Here is a 17,931-nt window from a genome sequence, read left to right as displayed (position 1 = left end):
CAACCGTGACCAGCGACGTTCCCGTCCGCCCCGCCTATGATGCCGAGCTCGCCAGTTCACTCCGGGCAGCCGGCGGGCCGTATGTCCTGGACTTCGACGATATCGACCTCCTCCAGAAAATTCAGGCCAACGTCCGCGCGACATCAGACGTGTCACGCGGCGAGCTCGAGGCACTGGGTCTGGTGGTCCTCGACCATCATGCGTTGGCCCACGACGGTTACCGCGTCCCGCTGCATCACGTGTTCTCGCCGTCCTCGAGCTCGCCACGCCCATGCATCATCTACATCCACGGGGGCGGGATGATCATGGGGACGCCCTGGGACGGCGTCACGGACTTCCCGAGGTGGATCGCCGACTTCGGCGTGAGCGTCGTGACCGTCGACTATCGCCTGGCCCCGACCGCCAAGGCGCCCACGCTCGTCGAGGACTGCTACGCGGCGTTGCGTCACGTGCATGCCAGCGCCGCCGAGTGGGGCATTGATCCCGCGGCGATCGTCGTAGCGGGTATGAGCGCCGGGGGCGGGCTTGCCGCGGGCACGGCCGTGCTCGCACGGGACCGCGGCGGACCAGCGCTGCGCGGGCAGCTGCTTATGGCCCCGATGCTCGACCCTGACAGCGACGGTGACTCGATGCGCCAGCAGCCCTCCGGGCCCTGGAACCGTGAAGAGAATTCTGCTGCGTGGAAGATGGTGCTCGACGGGGTCCCCGAGAACGAGGTCGGATGCAACGCGCCCGGCCGTGTCCCGCGGCTGGGTGACCTGCCCCCGGCGCTGCTCGAGGTCGGTTCGGCCGAGATCTTCCGCACGGAGGTCATCGATTATGCTGGTCGCATCTGGCAGGTCGGCGGGGATGCCGAGTTGCACGTGTGGAGCGGGGGGTTCCACGGTTTTCAGAGCTACCCCCACGCGGCGGTGACCCAGGCGGCGATCGAGTCACGGCGCAACTGGCTGGGCCGGCTGTTCGGATATGGACCGCAGGAGGCGACGCAGCATGAGAGATCTGCTGGCGCGACTGGCGCAGAACGATGAAGACGCCTCCGCCGCGCTGAGAGTACTTGACTACTTCGACGCACTCGACGACCGGGCCGGTGGCCCCGAGACTTACCTGCGCGGCGCAGCGGCGTTGAGCGCGTCCGCGGTCGGCATGGTGCTCAACGAGCGGCGTCTGACACTCCGGATCGCCCCGAACGGTGAGCGACTGCGCGCCGACCGCAGCTTCGAACCCTCCGAAGAGTGGCTCCAGCGCACGCTTGCATCGTCCTCGAGCAACCGAGTCTGGGTCGAGACGCACGAGCGCAGCACTTTCCATGAGCTCATCCTGGAGCGCGTCGAACAGGGCGTGAACCGATGGACGGGCCGCATGGAGGCGCTCACTCCCGAACCGGCTCAGGCGTGGTCGGTCTTGTTGAACGATCCCGTGCCCGGCGAGCGGCGCCATCAACTGTTCGCGGCGCTTCGCTTGGATACCGCGCGCCGCTATCAGGTCGTCGCCCAAGTGCCCCCCGCGCGCACGGACGGACTTCACGCCTACACGACCGTGCAGGGCGTGCAGGTCGGCGCGACGATCCGCCCGGCGCCGTTCGAGATGGAGTACGAGGTCGGCGAGCGTGCACGCTACGGCATCGGCCCGGCTGTCGACGTCGTGGACCTGCTCGATTCGTGGCGACGCGCTGTCGTCGTGCTTCGCCTCGCGCGTCAGGGGGAGGCCCTGCCCTGGGACAAGCTCGGCGTCCTGGCGCCACTGTTCCTGCGCGCCAAGACCGATGAGTTGCTCGCCGAGCCGATCGTCAATGCGATCGACTCGGAGAACATGCCCTGGCTCGATGAGACCGTCACCGCGGTCACCCAGACCGGTTCCGTCCGCGGCGCTGCCGACCTGCTGGGGCTGCATCACTCCACGGTGCAGAAGCGCATCGACAAGCTGCAGCACCACTTCAACCTCAACCTCGCCAACTCGCGGCACGTGTATCACCTGTGGCTCGCCTGCGCCGCGTACCGGTTCGCCTCCTTCGGCACGCCTGAGAACATGGCCACCGAGGTGCGCCTGGCTCCGCGACCCTTCGACGTCCCACCGGACGCCTGAGACGGATGCACTCAGGACGAGAAGACCAGCTCCTCCTGAGCATCCCCGCGACGAGTCGTGATGCGAAAAGCAAGACCGGGGAAGTCGGCGACCAGCGCGACGGAGCATGAGGCATCCGACCATGTCAATCGCAGAACGCCGGCGCCCTCCTCGATGACCGTGAACGCGCCGCCGAAGGCCGGGAACGTGTTGCGGAACCGCAGCACCTCCAAGAACTTCTGGATCTGCGGCTTGCCGACCCGCTCGGCGATCTCGTCCAGCGTGTAGTCATGGCGGTTGGCGCTGCGCGGATCGCGCGCGGCCTCCAGCGCCTCGAGGTCGTTCACACCGAACAGCGCACCGACGTAATAGACCTGCGGGATGCCGGGAACGAACAGCTGAAACACCCGCGCGAGGAGGTATGCCGTGTCGTCCTCGCCCACCGCGGAGTAGTACGACGACATCAATTGGTACTTCTGCGCGCCAGCAGCCCCCTTGCGGATCACGGACGCGGGCAGCGGCACGACCTCGCGCAGCACGGCCGTCTCGGAGTTGACGCGATCCGAGACCAACTCGATCTCGTCTTCGGTGAGCAGTCCCACCACGTCGACGACGCCGATTCCGTCATGGGTGTCGAGCGTCGTGAACTGCTTGCGCGGACAGATCTCGAGCCAATGCAGAAGTCGGTCGGACCGACCGGTGAACAACGCGTGCAGCGTCAGCATCGGCAGGGCGAAGTCGTAGACCCAGTGACCCTTCTCGGCCATCTTCAACTGAATCCCGTAGTTCTCATGGATCTCGGGCAGCATCTCCGTCCCGCGGGCGCGCAACGGCTCCATGCCGATCTCGAGCACTTCCCACACTTCGGGTTCCACGAAGAAGCAACTGGTTCCGGGCCGCTTGGAGGCATACGCGAACGCGTCGAAGCGAACGATCGCGACGCGCTCGGCGAGCATGCCGAGGTTGCGTGCGAAGTACTCCTGCGTGACCGGCTGCCACGGATCGATGTCGATCTGCTCGGCGAAGAACGTGTTCCAGAGGCGGACGACGCGGCCGTCGTCGCGGGTGAATTCCAAGAACGGGCCATTCGGCTTGCGCCGATACAGCGCCGCCATCTCGTCTTCCGTCGCATCGCCATCGGGCCAGAACTCGTCCCAGTGGATGAACATCTTCCGGAAGGGCGACTCGTCGCCTCGGCGCATGTAGTCGACGAATTCGCGAGAGCGGATCGACGCGTGGTTGATCATGAAGTCGGCCATCAGATAGTGGTCGCGTCCGATGTCGTCGATGTCGGACCAGTCGCCGAAGGCGGGGTCGACGATGTCGTACTCGACAACCGCGAATCCCCGGTCCCCCGACGATGGGAAGAACGGCAGGATGTGCACACCTCCGAAGGCGCCGGCGAAGTGTGTGCGCAGGGTGCGGGCCAACGCCTTGAGGTCACCTCCGAGACTGTCGGCGTAGGTGATGAGCATCGCTTGGTTCACGACGGGCAGCATGGTGGGTTCCGATCCGGGTGGGTAGGGGTCACTCGTCGAGTTCGACGAGAGGTTCGGCGTGGCCGGGGCCCCGGGAGCCGCGTCCGAAGAGCAGGAAGACCAGCAGGCCGATTCCGATCGGCACGATCAGGACGAGATACATCATCGAATACGCGTCCGAGGTCGCGGCGCCGGCATCCATGCTCGCCGTCACGATCCAGCCCGCCGCGACAGGTAGCAGAAGATAGCCGAGGTCGATTCCGATGTAGTTCGTGTTGCTGGCTACGCCTCGCCGTTCCGGGCTGACAGACATGAGCGACAGGGTTTGGATGGCCGGCTGGCAGATCCCGTAACCGAGCGCCGAGATCGCGCCGGCGATCAGGAAGCCCGTGAGAGTCGTCACCTGACTGATCACGATGAAGGACACCGCGAACATGAGCAGTCCGGGCACGATGACCACCGTGAGACCGTAGGTGTCGGCAAGACGCCCCGCCAGCGGCCGCGACAGCAGGATGAACACCGCGTACGCGGCGAAGAACAGCCCGATCTGAGCGACGCCGCGCGCTTCGCCGTACAGCACGATGAACGCGTTCACACCCGAGAAGGCTCCGGCGAGGCAGAGCATCACCGTCGCCGGGACGATCGCCTCGACCGCAATGAAGGATCGCCAGCCGAAACGCTGCTCGGCAGCCGGCCCGGGCCTCGGCGAGCGGATGAACCCGGCCGCGACCGCGGCGCCCAGCAGCAGGACCGCGCCCAGGAGGAAGGACGGGAGGGACCCGAACGTCTCCAGCAGCCACAGGCCGACCGACGGCCCCACGGCGGTGCTGACAGCCTGGCCCAGCGAGAAGACGCCGATGCCCTGCGCCATCCGCGACGCGGGCAGGGCGTTGCTGGCCAGGGCCAGCGTCACCGGTGCGAGGAAGCCCATGGCTGCGCCGTGGAGAAGGCGGGCGGCGATCAGCACCGGGATACTGTCGGAGATTCCGTAGAGCACGAAGGCGACGATGATCAGGGCGAGCGTGCCCATCAGAAGGTACGAGTGCCGCACCTTCAGCGTGGCCCATCCCACCGCCGGCCGCACCGCGAGGGCGGTCACGGCGAAGATCCCTGTGACGACGCCGACCGTGATCGACGTGGCGCCGAGCGACACGGCGAGTTTGGGAATCAGGGAAATGGTCATGAACTGCGCGAAGGTGATGACGAGATTGATCGCGAAAAGCGCGACGAAAGGCCCCGTCCAGATGCGGGGCGAGCCACCGGCGCGCGTCATCACGACATACCTCGCACGTTCAGCCTCCCTGGGCGCCATGGTGTTCAGCGCTCCCCCAAGCCATCCTGATGCGCACTGCGGGTGCCGCTGAGCCGCCCCTCGACCGCAATCGCGGTCGTAGAATCCGCCACCCGGCGGCTGACACGGCCGAGGGTCACTGGGCATAGTGTTCTTACGGCCACGACGGCATCGCACCCGAGCCGGCCGCACCAGCTCGAGGAGGACAGATGGCACTGCTGACGATGAACATGGCGAGCAAGCACCTGCGCGTGAATCAGGAGTTCAGCGTGATCCTGCCCGACATGCCGAGGGAGGGAGAGCCGGCGGAGTTCTATGGTGCGACCACCGATCTGCCCGTCGTCTGGCTGCTGCACGGCACCTACGGTGACCACACCGATTGGGTGCGCAAGACGAACGTCGAGCGGTACGCCACCGAAAAGCGGGTCGCGGTGGTCATGCCGAGCGCGATGAACACCAGCTACGCCAACTGGAGCCGCGCGATGCTCGGCTATAACATGTACGACTACCTGCTCGACGAGTTGATGCCATTGGTGCACAACTGGTTCCCGGTCTCGAGTCGACGTGAAGACAACTTCATCGCCGGACTGTCCATGGGCGGCCGGGGAACCATCACGTACGCGGTCAACAATCCGGAGCGCTTCGCTGCGGCGGCAGCGCTGTCCGCTTCGCCGCGCGATTTTGCCACGCTCACGCCGGAGTACCTGGCGTCGGACGGCCCTGTCGCCGAGCGCTTCTCGCGGTCGATCGAAAACGCCGGCGGGTTGGACGCGTTCCTCGCTTCGCCGGACAACACCTGGCGCGTCATCGACGAGCGCGCCGCATCCGGGGAGCTGCCGCGCCTGCTCTTCGCGTGCGGGGCCGACGACGACTACGTCATGGATGACCTGCGTCCGTTCCGCGCTCACGCCGAGCAGATAGGCCTCGACGCCGAGTTCCTCGTCCGCGACGGCTACGCGCACGAATGGGACTTCTGGGATGTGGCGGTGCGCGACGCGTTCGAGTTCTTCGGGCTGCGCGACATCGACCACGACGCGGTCTGAGCGAGTCGGCATGAACTCCGCCATCCGTCTTCTGCCCGGGACGCCGGACGACGCCAATCGCGACTACCTCCCGGAGTCGCTCAAGCACTCGGACATCGTCGTCAACGAGAACGGCAACAACTCGCAGCCGTATCCCGCAGGGCTGACCGAGCATCGGGAGGTTCTCGTCGACGGCGTCGAGGACACCTGGTACACCTTCGTGCCGAGCGGCTGTCGGCCGGGTGTTGCCCTGCCGCTCGTGATCTCGCTGCACGGCGGCCTCATGACCGGCTGGGGGCAGGCCGTCTACTCGTCGTGGACGGCGGTCGCCGAGCGCGAGGGCTTCGTTGTGGTCTTTCCCGACGCGCACGAGCGACGGATGTGGGCGATCGATGTCGCGGCGGAGCATGTCGCCAGAATGACCAGGCCCAACCCGGAAGGCCTCTACTTGCCCGCACCCGCGGCATCCGTCGAGGCCAATCATGACCTGCAGTTCGTGCGCGCGCTCATCGAGCGGATGGCTCAAGAGTACGACATCGATCGCGAGCGGATCTTCGTGCATGGCATGTCGGCGGGAAACATCATGGCCTCGCAGTTCGCGCGACATTTGGGTGGTGTCCTGGCGGGTGTCGCGGGGTCGGGGGGTCCCACCGACCCCGCGATGCTGTTCGACGCCGACGGCGAGATCATCAATGAAGCGGGCCCCCTGGCCGTGTGGGAGTCGCGCCTGGATCTCGATCTGGCGGGCACGTACTACTCGGACGACATCCCCTCGGTGGTCGTCGCCAATCGCAACTATTGGCTGCGCCTGAACGGCGTGACCGATCCGCCCGTGATCGCGGTGAGGGGTACGGACAACTTCGCCTTCTATCGCGGTGCGCATGCCGACGTGGTGTTCCGTGACGTGCACAACCGCGACCACGGCCAGACCTTCGACGACGCCGAGCTGGTCTGGGACCACTTGTTCTCCGGGGTTCGCCGCGACGCGGACGGGTCGATCGTCCGCGACGAGTCGTTGCTGCCGCGCACCGGGGATCCATTTGCTCTCGCCGTCGCGGCGGGGCGCGCCAAGGCGTGGGTGTCGGGTCGGAGAGTGCCGATGTCGACCCCGGCCTTCGTCTGGGACTCGGTCCAGTACCACGGCCGGGGCGGATCGACGCTGTCCCGCGGCAGCTACGTGTTCGCGCCGATCGATCTGCTCGCGGAGGTCTTCGACGCGACACTCGCTGACGACGACGATGGGCGAGTCGCGGAGCTCACGCTTAAGGACGGACGCACGCTACAGTTCGCCCGTGGAGCCATCGGCTGCGTGGTCGATGGGCGCATCACAGCGATGCTCGCGGAAGCGGTCTGGCGAGATGGCGTTCTCTGCCTTCCCGTGCAGTGGCTCGCCGAAGCCATCCTCGACTTCCGAGCCTCCACACATTCCGGCGTCGTGTACGTAACTGATCACCACTCGCAGCTGTCAGGAAACATGGCCCGCCTGATCGCCGATCTCCTGCTATCTCACGAGTAAGCCCGTCAGAGTGGCCAGTCTTGACACTTCAGATGAGACAGGATCGGCAACGAGTCGATCCCAATCTCCGCCAACTTCCGCCTGCGGTGGGGGCGCTTCACCCGTGCCGCCCTTGATCTCCCCCGCGGGAGGCTCAATGACGTCCCGAGATTCCTAGGGACCTAAAGGTTGCAGTCCACTGCTCGGAATCGGGTTTCTCCCCATGCACGTCCGCAACACCGCCAGCCGCGCCGGAACGGAATCCCGCGTGAATACCGCGTCCCAGCAAGTGTTCGCGTCATCGTTCCAGGGACAAACCGTCGGCCAACGGAACTCGAGTGTCGGAAACCCCAGAGTGATCGTGCGCCGACTGACCCATCAGGCTCTGGCCAGAGCGACCGCCATCGACGTGTAGGCGGCCGCCGTACTGGCGAGTAAGCTCCGAGTACTCGTCGGCTCGCGCTTCGTACTGCGCAACGAGCTCCGCACGCGCGTTCGTCAACGAATCGACTTCTGCACCACTCTTGCGGCCATGCGCCGACGAATCCTTCGCCGCGATACGGGCATCCGTCTCGAGAAGCTTCGCCATTGCGGCACGGATCGAAATATCCTGACGCACGAGCCGGTCACCCAATCCGGGCACCGGACCCCTCACGGGATCACCCACTCGCGCCGCCCGCCCGAGTTCGATCCGCGCCGCCCGAATCGAGTCCTCGATACTCACCTCTGGAATACCGCGCATCATGCTGTCGGCAGTCTGATCCAGCGCTTCCGCATCCGTGCGCGCAACAGTGATCGCCACGTTGTGTGCCCGACCGCGAGTCATCCCGACGTAGAGGCCCGCTGCGTCGACGCCAGGCCCGACGATCGCGGCATCCGTCGTCTCCCCTTGAATGCCGCGCACCGTCGACGCGTATGCGAGGTGCACATGCTCGGCGGTGTACTCATGCGCGACCGTGCAGGTATCGCCGCTGTCGCCGAGGCTCACGAGCTCCACTCCCCGTGGCCCGATGTTGCGGATGACCCAGACTGCTCGATTCTCGACGCCCGTCCGTCGATCGTTGCGACGAGTCTGGACAATGTCGCCCTCCAGAAGTCGCTGCTCCCGCTGCCCGACGACGATGCGCGTGTCACCCAACTGTCCGCGGTCGAGGCGACGCTGCTGGATCCTCTCGTTGATCGCATCGGCTTCCTCGTTGCTGCTGGTGACCAACGCCACGCGACCGTTGTTGGCAGCCCATCGGAAGTAGGCATCGATCATTTCCTCTCGCGCCTGGTCGTGATCGGAGACGCGACGAATCAAACCACGCCCGTCGAGTTCGGCGGCGACGGCGAGAGCCACGTCCTTGGATGCCGGCTCCCGCATCCGCAGCGTCAGCGCCGCGTAGTCCGGATCCATGAATCGATGCACCGCCGTCAGCTCCACGACCGCGGTCGCCCGACGCGTCATCGAAGCCATTGCCCCGGAATGCCCAACCGGACGTGCTTGGAGATGATCTCCGACCATCGCGACGCCGGCTCCCGTCTCGTCCGCGACGGTCGCCAGCGCCGTCGCAGTCTGCAGGTCGACCATGCCCGCCTCGTCCACCACCACCCGATCACCTCCAGCCAGCAGGAACCGTCGAGGTCCGGCGAACTCGATCCCCGTCGCGGGATCGACGTCGCCTACAGCGAGGCGACTCCACGCTTCGGCTCCCGCCTGGTCTCGCCCCCAGCGGAACCCGTGATCGGCGAGGAGCGCGTGCAGGCTCGACGCGGAAGTACCGATCTCACGCTCGGCGACGGATGCCGCTTTCTTGGTCGGCGCGACCACCAGCATCCGATACCCCTGCCGCGCGATTGCTACTTTCGCGACCCGCAGCATCGTTGTCTTCCCCGCGCCAGCCGGCCCCGTCACCGATACCAGTCGATCGGTCCCCGCAATCGCCGCCGCGGCCTGCACCTGTCGCTCATCGAGCACGACGTACTCGTCGAGGACCTGAGCGGCGATCCGAACGATCACGTCACTGCCGATGGCCTCGCCCGCACGGCTCAGCGCGTCGAACCGTGCGCCCAGCTCGACTTTCAGCCGAGCGGTCGTGGACGCCATGTATGCCTTCACGTGCGCTGGGCGCTCTGCCTCATCTTTCAATAAGTCGGTGGCCAATCTGAGGGCGCGGTCGATGACATCGTCGATCACTCGTTGCAGGTGATCGCGCGGGGCGACGACGCCGCAACCCGCGAGCGCACGCGTCGCGCCAGCTCTGACGTCGAACAGGCTGAACCTTCCTCCGCAACACGCTGACCGCGCATCCGCCTCGACGATCGCTTGCGCTGCTAGCAAGTCAAGATCCAGACCTTCGACAGAGACCGCGCGAAATGGTACCTCGCGACGGGCGCGCAACAGGTCAGAATCTATCGCGCCAAGCTCACCGGCGATGAGTTTCTCCCATGCCGTCTCGTCCAGGTCGCCGGGCTTGTTCGGTCGGGCTCTCGCCCACGCGAGCCGGTCGATCCGGTGCACCTGGTCAGGACTCGGCTCCTGTCCCGGATACTCCCGCCGCCAGGCCACGAGCAGCATGGACCGGTTCGATTCGATCTGCGTCGACCGGCGCGACAGCGGGCGCACCGCATGGGCGAGTGCTGCGATCTCGCCCTCGGAGTTGAGCGAGTACCCGTGGCGGGCGAGTGCGGCCATCCATTCCGGATCGGTGCGTGCAGCGAGTTCGCCTTCGGCGTTGATGACGGTATGCAACCTCATCGCCACGCGAGAGTCGACGTTAGACCATTGGCCGTCGTCGCCCTGTACCTTGACGTTCAGCCACAGGTGCCGGTGGATGTGCGGGTCCAACGCCCGTGAACGTCGATGCTGTAGTTCGACGACCTCGATGCGGTGGAGGGACTCACGGATGCGCCCACCGGCGCCGCGCCGCGCATTCAGTTCTCGCTGCCAGATTGTGATGATCCGATCCCGGAGGCGGTCCTGTAGGAGTTCGAGCTCTCGCGCGAGGTCTTCGTTGATCAGTGCGGCGATGCTGTACGACTTCGGAGCGTTGATGGTCCCGTCGAGGATCAGATCCGCGTCCGGGGAACTTAGGTCGCGTCCGCGGAGCTCACCGGTATCTGGATCGCGGCCCTCGACCCAGCGGCGCAGCTGGGTCTCGTCGAGCGCGTCGATTGTGATGATTCCCGCTTCGACCGTGAAACGGGTGACGCCAACCGATGCGGCGGCGCTGTAGCCGGCAAGCGCATTGACTCCCGTCGCTTCGCGGAGGTGGGAGTCACACGAGCCCTTGAGCGCGTACCCGAGCGCCTGTCGAACACCCTGCGATCCGACACCCCGTTTCCAGCGCTCGAGACCTCCTCGCACACATCCACACTACGCCGTTCTTGCTCAACTCAAAACGAGTTCCACAGAAAGTGCCTGCGTGCATTCGTGAATTCGTGAATTCGTGAATTCACGAATTCGTGATGCTCAGATCCATGAGGAGAAGCCATGACCGCGGATGAGCCCAACCCGTGGGCGAGAATCGTTGGCCCTTGTTACACGATATTGAGCATGGCCCGCACCCTCGGGGCAGAGGCAGAGGTCATGGAGGCTGGGAACAATCTACGACTCCTCATGCTGCACAACGATGACGACGTCTATCTCTTCCCGTCGTTCCGGCTACTGGGCGGCAAGGTGGTCGAAGTGCTGCAGGAGGTGCTTCTCGTCCTTCAGGCCAGGGTGAAATCGCCGTGGGCATGGGCGCAGTGGTTGAACGTCACGCTTCTCGATGAGGACGCGCCCCGCAACATCACGCTGCTCTACGAGTGGCGCCTCGAGGAGGAGTTACGGGACGCGCGAAACGACGCCTGGGTGTGGAGTCAATGAGGTTAAGTTGGACTGGCGATTTCTCGACTCCATCAGATGGGTTGACCGAACCGCGGCCCCGTCGCTAGGGGCGATGGCGGACGCTGATCACCACAGCCACCACCGGCGACCGTACATCGAGCCAGACTTTCCGCCAGCGGAAATCTATCGGTCAGGTCATGCGCCAGTTGCCGCGGGCGCCTCAACGTCCGCTCCGGAATCTGCCATCTGTGCGGCAGAGGCTCGGTTTGCCGGCTCAGGCCGCCGAACGAAGTCGCGCCAGTAACCGGCGTAAAGGGAATCGAATCCTTCTCGGAACCTCAGCATCTCGTTCGGTGCGGCGAAGACGGCACCCTGCATCAAGTACACCTTGCGGTGCAGTGAAGGCATCCCGAGCAGCTCGTAACTGGAGGGACCCGCCACGCGGATCTCCGTGCCGTTCGCAGACAGTAGCGTACTGCTGCGACCCCACTGATCCGTCTCGCTCGAGACCACTTCGAAGGTCACTCGCACGCACCCGATCTGCTCCAAGGAACGGAGCACCTCCCGGGCACGGTCCAAGGCAGAGTTCACTTCCTCTGTGGTGGGGGTCCGCTGCTTGCCTTCCGCGTGGAGCAGGCCGTTGCGGGCACTGAGAATGCCGGAGTCGCCTAGTCGAGTGCTGACGTCACGCAAGGTCTTCCTCAGGGATACCTGCGATGAGGCTGTCAGATCGAGGTAAGGAATCGTGTGTTCGAAGGGAAAACGCTGCAGGTCCGTCTGCTTTACGAACCGCGGGTATTCGTCTTTCTCACGGCGGAAGTCGTCCTCCCGACCCCGCAGGCTTTCGAGGTGGTTAGACAGCCGCATAAACCCTTGCACGAGCTCCGCGAGCACAGGACCCTCGCGCAGGTCGTTGCGCTCCACGCCGTCCTTGCGTTCGACGGAGCTATTGAGCGTCGCGATGGTGAAGTCGCGAGCCGACTGCAGGTGGAACTCGAACGGTCTCCCAGCCATCGAATGGTCAGTGAGGAGCGCCCATGTGGCGAAAATGAGCGAATCGAAGAGGTGGCGTTCGAGTGCGACGAAGTAATTGACGGCGACCTTACGCAGCGCTTCTTCGGCCGAGTCATTGGTCTTGAGCGGAGTGACGACGAACTTCTCCAGGGTGTTGTGGTTCCGCCAATAGGCATCGCGGATGTCCGGCCTACGGTTCGGAACGAAACCCAACTTCCAGAGCATCGCGTCCAGGAAGCTATCGTCATTCCCGCCGATGTTGAGTCCGAGGACCTCCGCAGCCTTCTTCGCGTTCCCTTCCCTTGAAAGGACCAAGGTTGAGAGGATCTCCCGCGGACTCGCGGTGCGCAGGAAGCTCTCCAACCGCTCCTCCGTGGTCGTTCCCGGGTGTCCGCGGAGTAGCCATGCAAGGTCGTTCATCTCGTCCGCAGACTCGGGATCGAAGAGAGAACGAGCAAGGGACGTGAGACGCAACAGTGTCACGGTTGAGCTACCAGGCATGATCCGATAGCCCATCGAGCTCAGCTCGGACCGAAGTCCCCAAGCGCCGGATCGCGCCCGATGGTTCACGACGGGTTTACGGACCTCACCGTCGGGCACCTCGATCTCACCCTCCTGCACTGCGGCGTCGAGAGCCTCGGCCAGTGCATCGTCGGGTTCGGTGAGAAGGAGGTTCAGGAGACTGGCGCGGTCGAGCTCGGCTGACCACTTATCGACGTCACCGGAGAACCCGAACGACGAAGCCCACGTTCGAGTGCGCCCGTCTGATGTGTCCACGACTCGCTTGAGGAGCTTCCTCAGCTCGGTGTCGTGGAGCCCATCCCCGAGCAGGAACGGCAGCGTGGAGGCGTCGTTGATCTCATACGGGTTGTATCGTTCTTCGATGAGATCCGCCGCGAAGCCGGACCAGTCGGATGGCTCGTTGGCGAACTGACGGAGCATTTTGCTCGCGAGCGGCCGGTGCTGGTTCACTCCAGCCTCGCGACTGGTGGAGAGACCGACGTTGTGGATCGCAGTGCAGGAGATATCGCTGCAGTGCTGCAGCGGGATGTCCGTAGACGGATGGAGATCTCGTTCGAACTCCAGCCGCTGGAGCCCGAACGGGCCGATGAGGTAGTGGCCGTCGTGGAAGACGCCCTGCGGCTTATCTTGGAGCAGTCGCATTGTGTCGCCGTGCTTGAGCTCGTCGCGCTCCTCCGGAAAGAGGGCTACGGCTTCGTCGTAGAGACCGCGCCCGAAGATCATCGGGTACAGGATGCGCTTGTCCCGAATCATCTCGGACACCGCGTCAACGAGCTTGCCCATGTCGATGCGTTCGATATCGATGAGCGGGTCAACGTGGGTCAGCGTCAGCAGACACAGCAGATTCGCGTCCTTGGTTTCGACAGACTCATTGGCGACCAACTGATGCCGAAGCTTCTTGCCTGAATCGGAGAGGACGATCGCACGGTTCAACTCGTCGGATGCTTTGAAGCCCGACGGAATTATGGAGTGAGCCAGAATATGGACCAGAGTGCGCAGATCGAGGAAGCGCTCGCGCCACTCCTCGTCCGGGTAGTCGGCCGCCAGCTCCGTCCGCGTACGTGCACCTGAAGAAGACATCGTAACCCCCGGTCTACGCCCCCTTAGGCGCCCCGATTCACACAGTACATGCGAAGGGAATGATCCTCGCGAGTAACGGCATCGCCCGTCCTCGGGTGCGCTCGCGGAGGTGCACACGATGGCGGACCGCACGAGTGATCACAACGCAGCACGCCACGTTCCATCATTCCACCGGGAACGTCGAGACGTTCGATAATCTGTGCCCGATGCCGTCCGGCGCCACGACCACTCAGAGGAGAGCCATGAACGCCGAGGCGAGCACCCCCGACAATTGGTTCGTCATCGACGCGCCCATCAGCGACGTCGAGAAGGACGCATTCGGTCACAACGACATCGCCGACAACCTCTACCGCATGGTGACTGAGCCAAGCGTGCATCGGCGGATGATTGGCCTGTTCGGCGAGTTTGGTGTCGGTAAGAGCACCATCATCCAGCTTCTCCAGGCGAAGCTCGTTGGGCACAAGAAGCTCCGTGTCGTTCGTATGTCGGCCGAACGTCACGAGCCGGTCGGGTTCCATCGTGCAGCTGTCTATGGGTTCGCGGAGGCGCTCGTCGATGCGGGAGAGATCAAGGCGTCGGACGCAGAGGAAATCCTCGAGCCGCTACGTAGCGCTCAGACCATCACCATCAGCGACCCCGCGAACTCTCCGCTCGGGCGCATCTTTACGAAGTTCCAGGCGAAATTGAAGATGACGCGCACGGGCTTCATCCTGCTCACACTGGCGGTTATCGTCATCGCGCTCATCGCTTCCGGAGCCATCGCCGCGGTTGTAGGAGCGGAGGCTTGGGAGAACCTCCAGAAGTTCGCCGTGCCTCTTTTCACAAGCGCAACTGTCTTCGTCCCATTGATCTGGTTCATTACGAAACTCAGCGGCAGCGAGTTTAATTTCACATCGCTTCTCACTCCTGGCACAAGCGTCACCCAGCGGCCCCGGGTTGAGGCCGCTGACGAGCATGAGCGGGCGTTCGCCACGCTCGCGTCGAAGGCGAAGCACCGCCTTGTTGTGGCTGTCGACGATATCGACCGCCTCTCCAAGCAGCAGATCCTCGAGGCCTTGAACGCCATCCGGAGTTTCCAACTAACCTGCAAGAAAGACCTCCGGCCGGTCTTCATCGTGTCCGTCGCCGAGAAGATCATCCGAGGGGCGCTGGACACCGACGGCAAGTTGGACGGGGAACACGCCCAGGACTTCCTCAACCGGCTCTTCACTCTCCGCCAAGAGGTACCCGTTCACGAGAGTCCAGACCTTCGCGACTACGCCCGCGACGTACTCCGCACGCAGGCGCCGGCACTCGCCGCTAAGCTCGATACGCGCGTGGACGACGTCATCTCGATGCTCGTCTACGAGGACGTCGCCGACCCTCGCCACGTCGTCCGCCTCATCAACGCGTTCAGTAGCGACTACCGCCTCGCGCTCGCACGCGAGAAGCGCGAAGGGCGCCGCTCCCTCCGCGCGGAGGCTGTCACCGCGCACCCAGATGTCCTGGCTCGCGTCGTGGTGTTGAAGACGGATTTTGCGTCGTTCTTCAAGGCGGCGCTGAACGATTTGGCGCTCGTCGATATCGGATCCCGGGCGTCGTCCCTCGGCGAGGGTGACACGGAATTCTCGAAGCTGAGCGCGTTCCCGCAGGCGAAGAATCGGCCCCTCTACAAGTACCTCGCCCGCACTGCTGGATGGGTGCCTGGGAATGTCGATCTGTTCCCGTTCTTCTACCTCGGGCAGGACCGCTTCAGCCTGACGCTCGGGAACGCGGAAGCACGCGAGCTCCGTTCCGCTCTCGCAAACAACCAGTCCGCTGCACTCGCAGACCTTGCCAACGCAGCGCACTCGGCCGGCACCGACGCGGTCGCTCTGTTCCGAGAGCTGCTGGTATCGGTCCTGCGTGAGCTCGAAGACCCCGAGATCACGAACGCCGCATCCGCTGTCATCCAGGCCGCGCAAGCCACCCCCGCACTTCAGGATCAGGAGGTTGCCCGCGCGGTGGCCGCCGCCGCGAACCGCCGGTCCGAAGCTGTGACCGACGTCGCTGGTGCGCTCGTGCTCGCCGAATCCGCGTCCCCGGAGGACGCGAAGACCCTGGTCCGACTTGCGTTGGATGCCTCCGACGTCAACGCTGAAGAAACACTGTGGGGCGGCCGTGCTCAAATTCGCGCCGTGCTCGGCGAGAAGGCGTTTTCGTCCTGGGCGCAAGAGCGGATTGCGCATGTCGATTCGTGGAGCGACGTCGAGCGTTGGACCCGCCAAGACCTCGGTGATGCGTTCGCCGCCACACTTCTTGGACGCGCCGTCGCGTTGGCGTCAGACCCAGGCGAGACCGCTGTCGCGAACGAAGACGACTTCGCGAACGTTGTCGTGATCACATCTCAGGTGTCCGAGCAGATCCCGGTGGCAGACATGAAGGCGCTTCGCGCGGCCGTCGAGGTTGGAGTTGACACTCTCGAATCGGCAATCGCACTCGAAAGCACGCGCGCGTACACGTTCACGGATCAACAGCTCGCTGAAGTTCTCCAATCGGCGGCGACTGCCCAGAAGTCGCTCGCCGACGACGCGGAACCGGTGCGCGAGATGCAGGACGGCCTGGTGGCGGTCACGATCCGCACGACTACCCAGAATCCGGAGTACGGGTACTGGAAGAACGCGACCAACCCGCACTCCGTTGCCAGCGTCGGATCGTCGCTGCTGGCCGGGTGGGTCGACGCCGATACCTACCCGGCATCTCTCGCCCTTCCGACCCTCACCGCGATGGTCACGCAGGGGGCAAAGACACACACGTCCCTCGCGAAAGCTCTCATCGACGCCTGGATCCGCAACCCTGGGGGCATCGACGCAGAGGGTGTCTCATACGGGGGAACTGTTCAAAGCATGTGCGCGCTTCTCCCGCAGATGGAAGAGACCGCGTCCACCGCCGTAGTCGATGCCTGGGTGGCAGCGCTCGGAGATGAGGACACCCGCGCGTTCGTCTCAGGTATCGCCCCACACATCCTGACGGCAAGGGCACCGACCGAGTGGGGCGACAAGGCGATGGCGCAGCTTGTCCCAATGTTCCAGCGTTCCATCGACTACAGCACCGACGCCACAGAAGCGGCAGCCTTCGTCATGGCGACCGGGCGCGTCTCCGTGGACTGCGAGCGGGAGTTGCTCGATGCGTTCGGGAGGATCCTTCCTTACGGTGGGGCGCACGAGGTGCGGGCCCTCACCTCGCTTGCGCAGATGCCATGGTCCGAGGAGCTGTCGGCTGAGGTGGCGGCGACCGTGACACCATTCGTGGAGGAGGCCCCCGAAGCGGACTACTGGGCTCTGTTCGACCTATTCGATAATCGCGGACTCGTGGACGCGAGTTTCACCGCGCACATCGACACGCACCTAGACGCTGACGAGCCGACGGAAGCGATGAAGACACGCGCTCAGCCGCTGGCCCGTGTGCTGCCGCTCGAGAAGGCTTTGGAGCTCGCGCTATCTGCCGAATCGGAGGACGCGATGGCCGCCGTCGCAGCCCGTGGGCTCGAGGCCAGCGAGGCGGACCCGGCTGTCGCTGGACTACTGCGGAGGATCGCTGTCCTTCAGCCGCCAGTTCCGGCGCGGGCGTCGTTCGCACGTGCGTTTGCCTCGGCGGACTACGACGTCTACATGGGCGCTGTCCGCATCCTGCTCGCCGACACCCTCGATGTTGGCGGGACGGGCGACCAGCACCTGTGGGCGTTCATCACGATTCCGCTCCATATGGCCGAACGTGCCGACATCTGGGCGGAGGTCGAGTCGAAGCTCACCTCATCCGCGCAGCAAGCTTCAGCCGCATCCATCACTCTCGCCGCCACCAGCACAGATGGTGAGTTCGACCAACTCGTGGCGAAGACCGTCGGGGGCGCGATGCTCCATTGGATATCCGAGGAGCCGAGCACTGCAGTTGCCGCCACCCTGGGGGCTGCGCTGCGCCCGGGGAAGATGTCGCGTGCCGCGGCTCGTAAGCCTGCTAGTCGGAACTGGCGTATCGGCGAGAAGAAGGCCGCCGCGTCCGCCGCGTTGAAGGCACTCCGCTAGGTCAGCAAGAGACGCTTCTTTTCATCGCATATCGACGGCTGCTGTTGCGCGTCCTTCACGATCCGCTCCCAGTTTCGCGCCGACCCGGCGGATGCCGGCCGCGTCCGCACCACG

At 64.8% G+C, this 17,931-nt stretch carries 10 protein-coding genes; 6 read left to right on the top strand and 4 right to left on the bottom strand.

Annotated features, from left to right (window positions below):
• Positions 1-5 precede the first annotated feature (5 nt).
• Together LTA6_RS09465 and LTA6_RS09460 are read left to right on the top strand one after the other, a co-directional pair.
• Entirely contained in the window at positions 6-1,028 is a 1,023-nt protein-coding gene (locus LTA6_RS09465; protein WP_341977820.1) for an alpha/beta hydrolase fold domain-containing protein, read from the top strand.
• Positions 991-2,082, top strand: coding sequence for a helix-turn-helix domain-containing protein (locus tag LTA6_RS09460; RefSeq protein ID WP_341977818.1), 1,092 nt, complete (start codon positions 991-993; stop codon positions 2,080-2,082). Before LTA6_RS09465 ends, LTA6_RS09460 begins: the two co-directional genes overlap by 38 nt.
• 11 nt (positions 2,083-2,093) lie before the next feature.
• Here the strand turns inward: LTA6_RS09460 and gtfA are convergent, their stop codons facing one another.
• Both gtfA and LTA6_RS09450 read right to left on the bottom strand, forming a co-directional pair.
• Complete coding sequence (gtfA, locus tag LTA6_RS09455; RefSeq protein ID WP_341977816.1) at positions 2,094-3,548, bottom strand: sucrose phosphorylase; 1,455 nt, start codon at positions 3,546-3,548, stop codon at positions 2,094-2,096.
• 40 nt (positions 3,549-3,588) lie between these two features.
• Complete coding sequence (locus LTA6_RS09450; RefSeq protein WP_341977814.1) at positions 3,589-4,812, bottom strand: MFS transporter; 1,224 nt, start codon at positions 4,810-4,812, stop codon at positions 3,589-3,591.
• Positions 4,813-5,039: 227 nt separating this feature from the next.
• Here LTA6_RS09450 and LTA6_RS09445 point away from each other — a divergent pair, with 227 nt between their 5' ends.
• Both LTA6_RS09445 and LTA6_RS09440 read left to right on the top strand, forming a co-directional pair.
• Entirely contained in the window at positions 5,040-5,873 is an 834-nt protein-coding gene (locus LTA6_RS09445; RefSeq protein ID WP_363548813.1) for an alpha/beta hydrolase family protein, read from the top strand.
• Positions 5,874-5,883: 10 nt separating this feature from the next.
• A complete protein-coding gene (locus LTA6_RS09440; protein ID WP_341977810.1) occupies positions 5,884-7,368 on the top strand; it encodes a PHB depolymerase family esterase in 1,485 nt (494 codons plus the stop codon).
• Between the two features lie 277 nt (positions 7,369-7,645).
• Here LTA6_RS09440 and LTA6_RS09435 read toward each other — a convergent pair whose 3' ends face one another.
• Positions 7,646-10,696, bottom strand: a complete 3,051-nt coding sequence (locus LTA6_RS09435) for an AAA family ATPase (RefSeq protein ID WP_363548815.1) — start codon at positions 10,694-10,696, stop codon at positions 7,646-7,648.
• Positions 10,697-10,885: 189 nt separating this feature from the next.
• Between LTA6_RS09435 and LTA6_RS09430 the strand changes: the two genes are divergently transcribed.
• On the top strand, positions 10,886-11,200 hold the full coding sequence (locus LTA6_RS09430) for a hypothetical protein (protein ID WP_363548817.1): 315 nt from the start codon (positions 10,886-10,888) through the stop codon (positions 11,198-11,200).
• Between the two features lie 156 nt (positions 11,201-11,356).
• Here LTA6_RS09430 and LTA6_RS09425 read toward each other — a convergent pair whose 3' ends face one another.
• Complete coding sequence (locus tag LTA6_RS09425) at positions 11,357-13,777, bottom strand: hypothetical protein (protein ID WP_407357733.1); 2,421 nt, start codon at positions 13,775-13,777, stop codon at positions 11,357-11,359.
• 242 nt (positions 13,778-14,019) lie between these two features.
• Here LTA6_RS09425 and LTA6_RS09420 point away from each other — a divergent pair, with 242 nt between their 5' ends.
• Positions 14,020-17,817 (top strand): P-loop NTPase fold protein, encoded by a 3,798-nt coding sequence (locus LTA6_RS09420; protein WP_363548821.1) that lies wholly within the window; start codon positions 14,020-14,022, stop codon positions 17,815-17,817.
• The last annotated feature ends 114 nt before the right edge of the window (positions 17,818-17,931 follow it).

This window comes from Microbacterium sp. LTA6, assembly GCF_045690355.1.
Classification (GTDB): Bacteria; Actinomycetota; Actinomycetes; order Actinomycetales; family Microbacteriaceae; genus Microbacterium.
The sequence above is the reverse complement of the archived record's forward strand: the minus strand, read 5'-3'. Positions and strand labels throughout refer to the sequence as shown.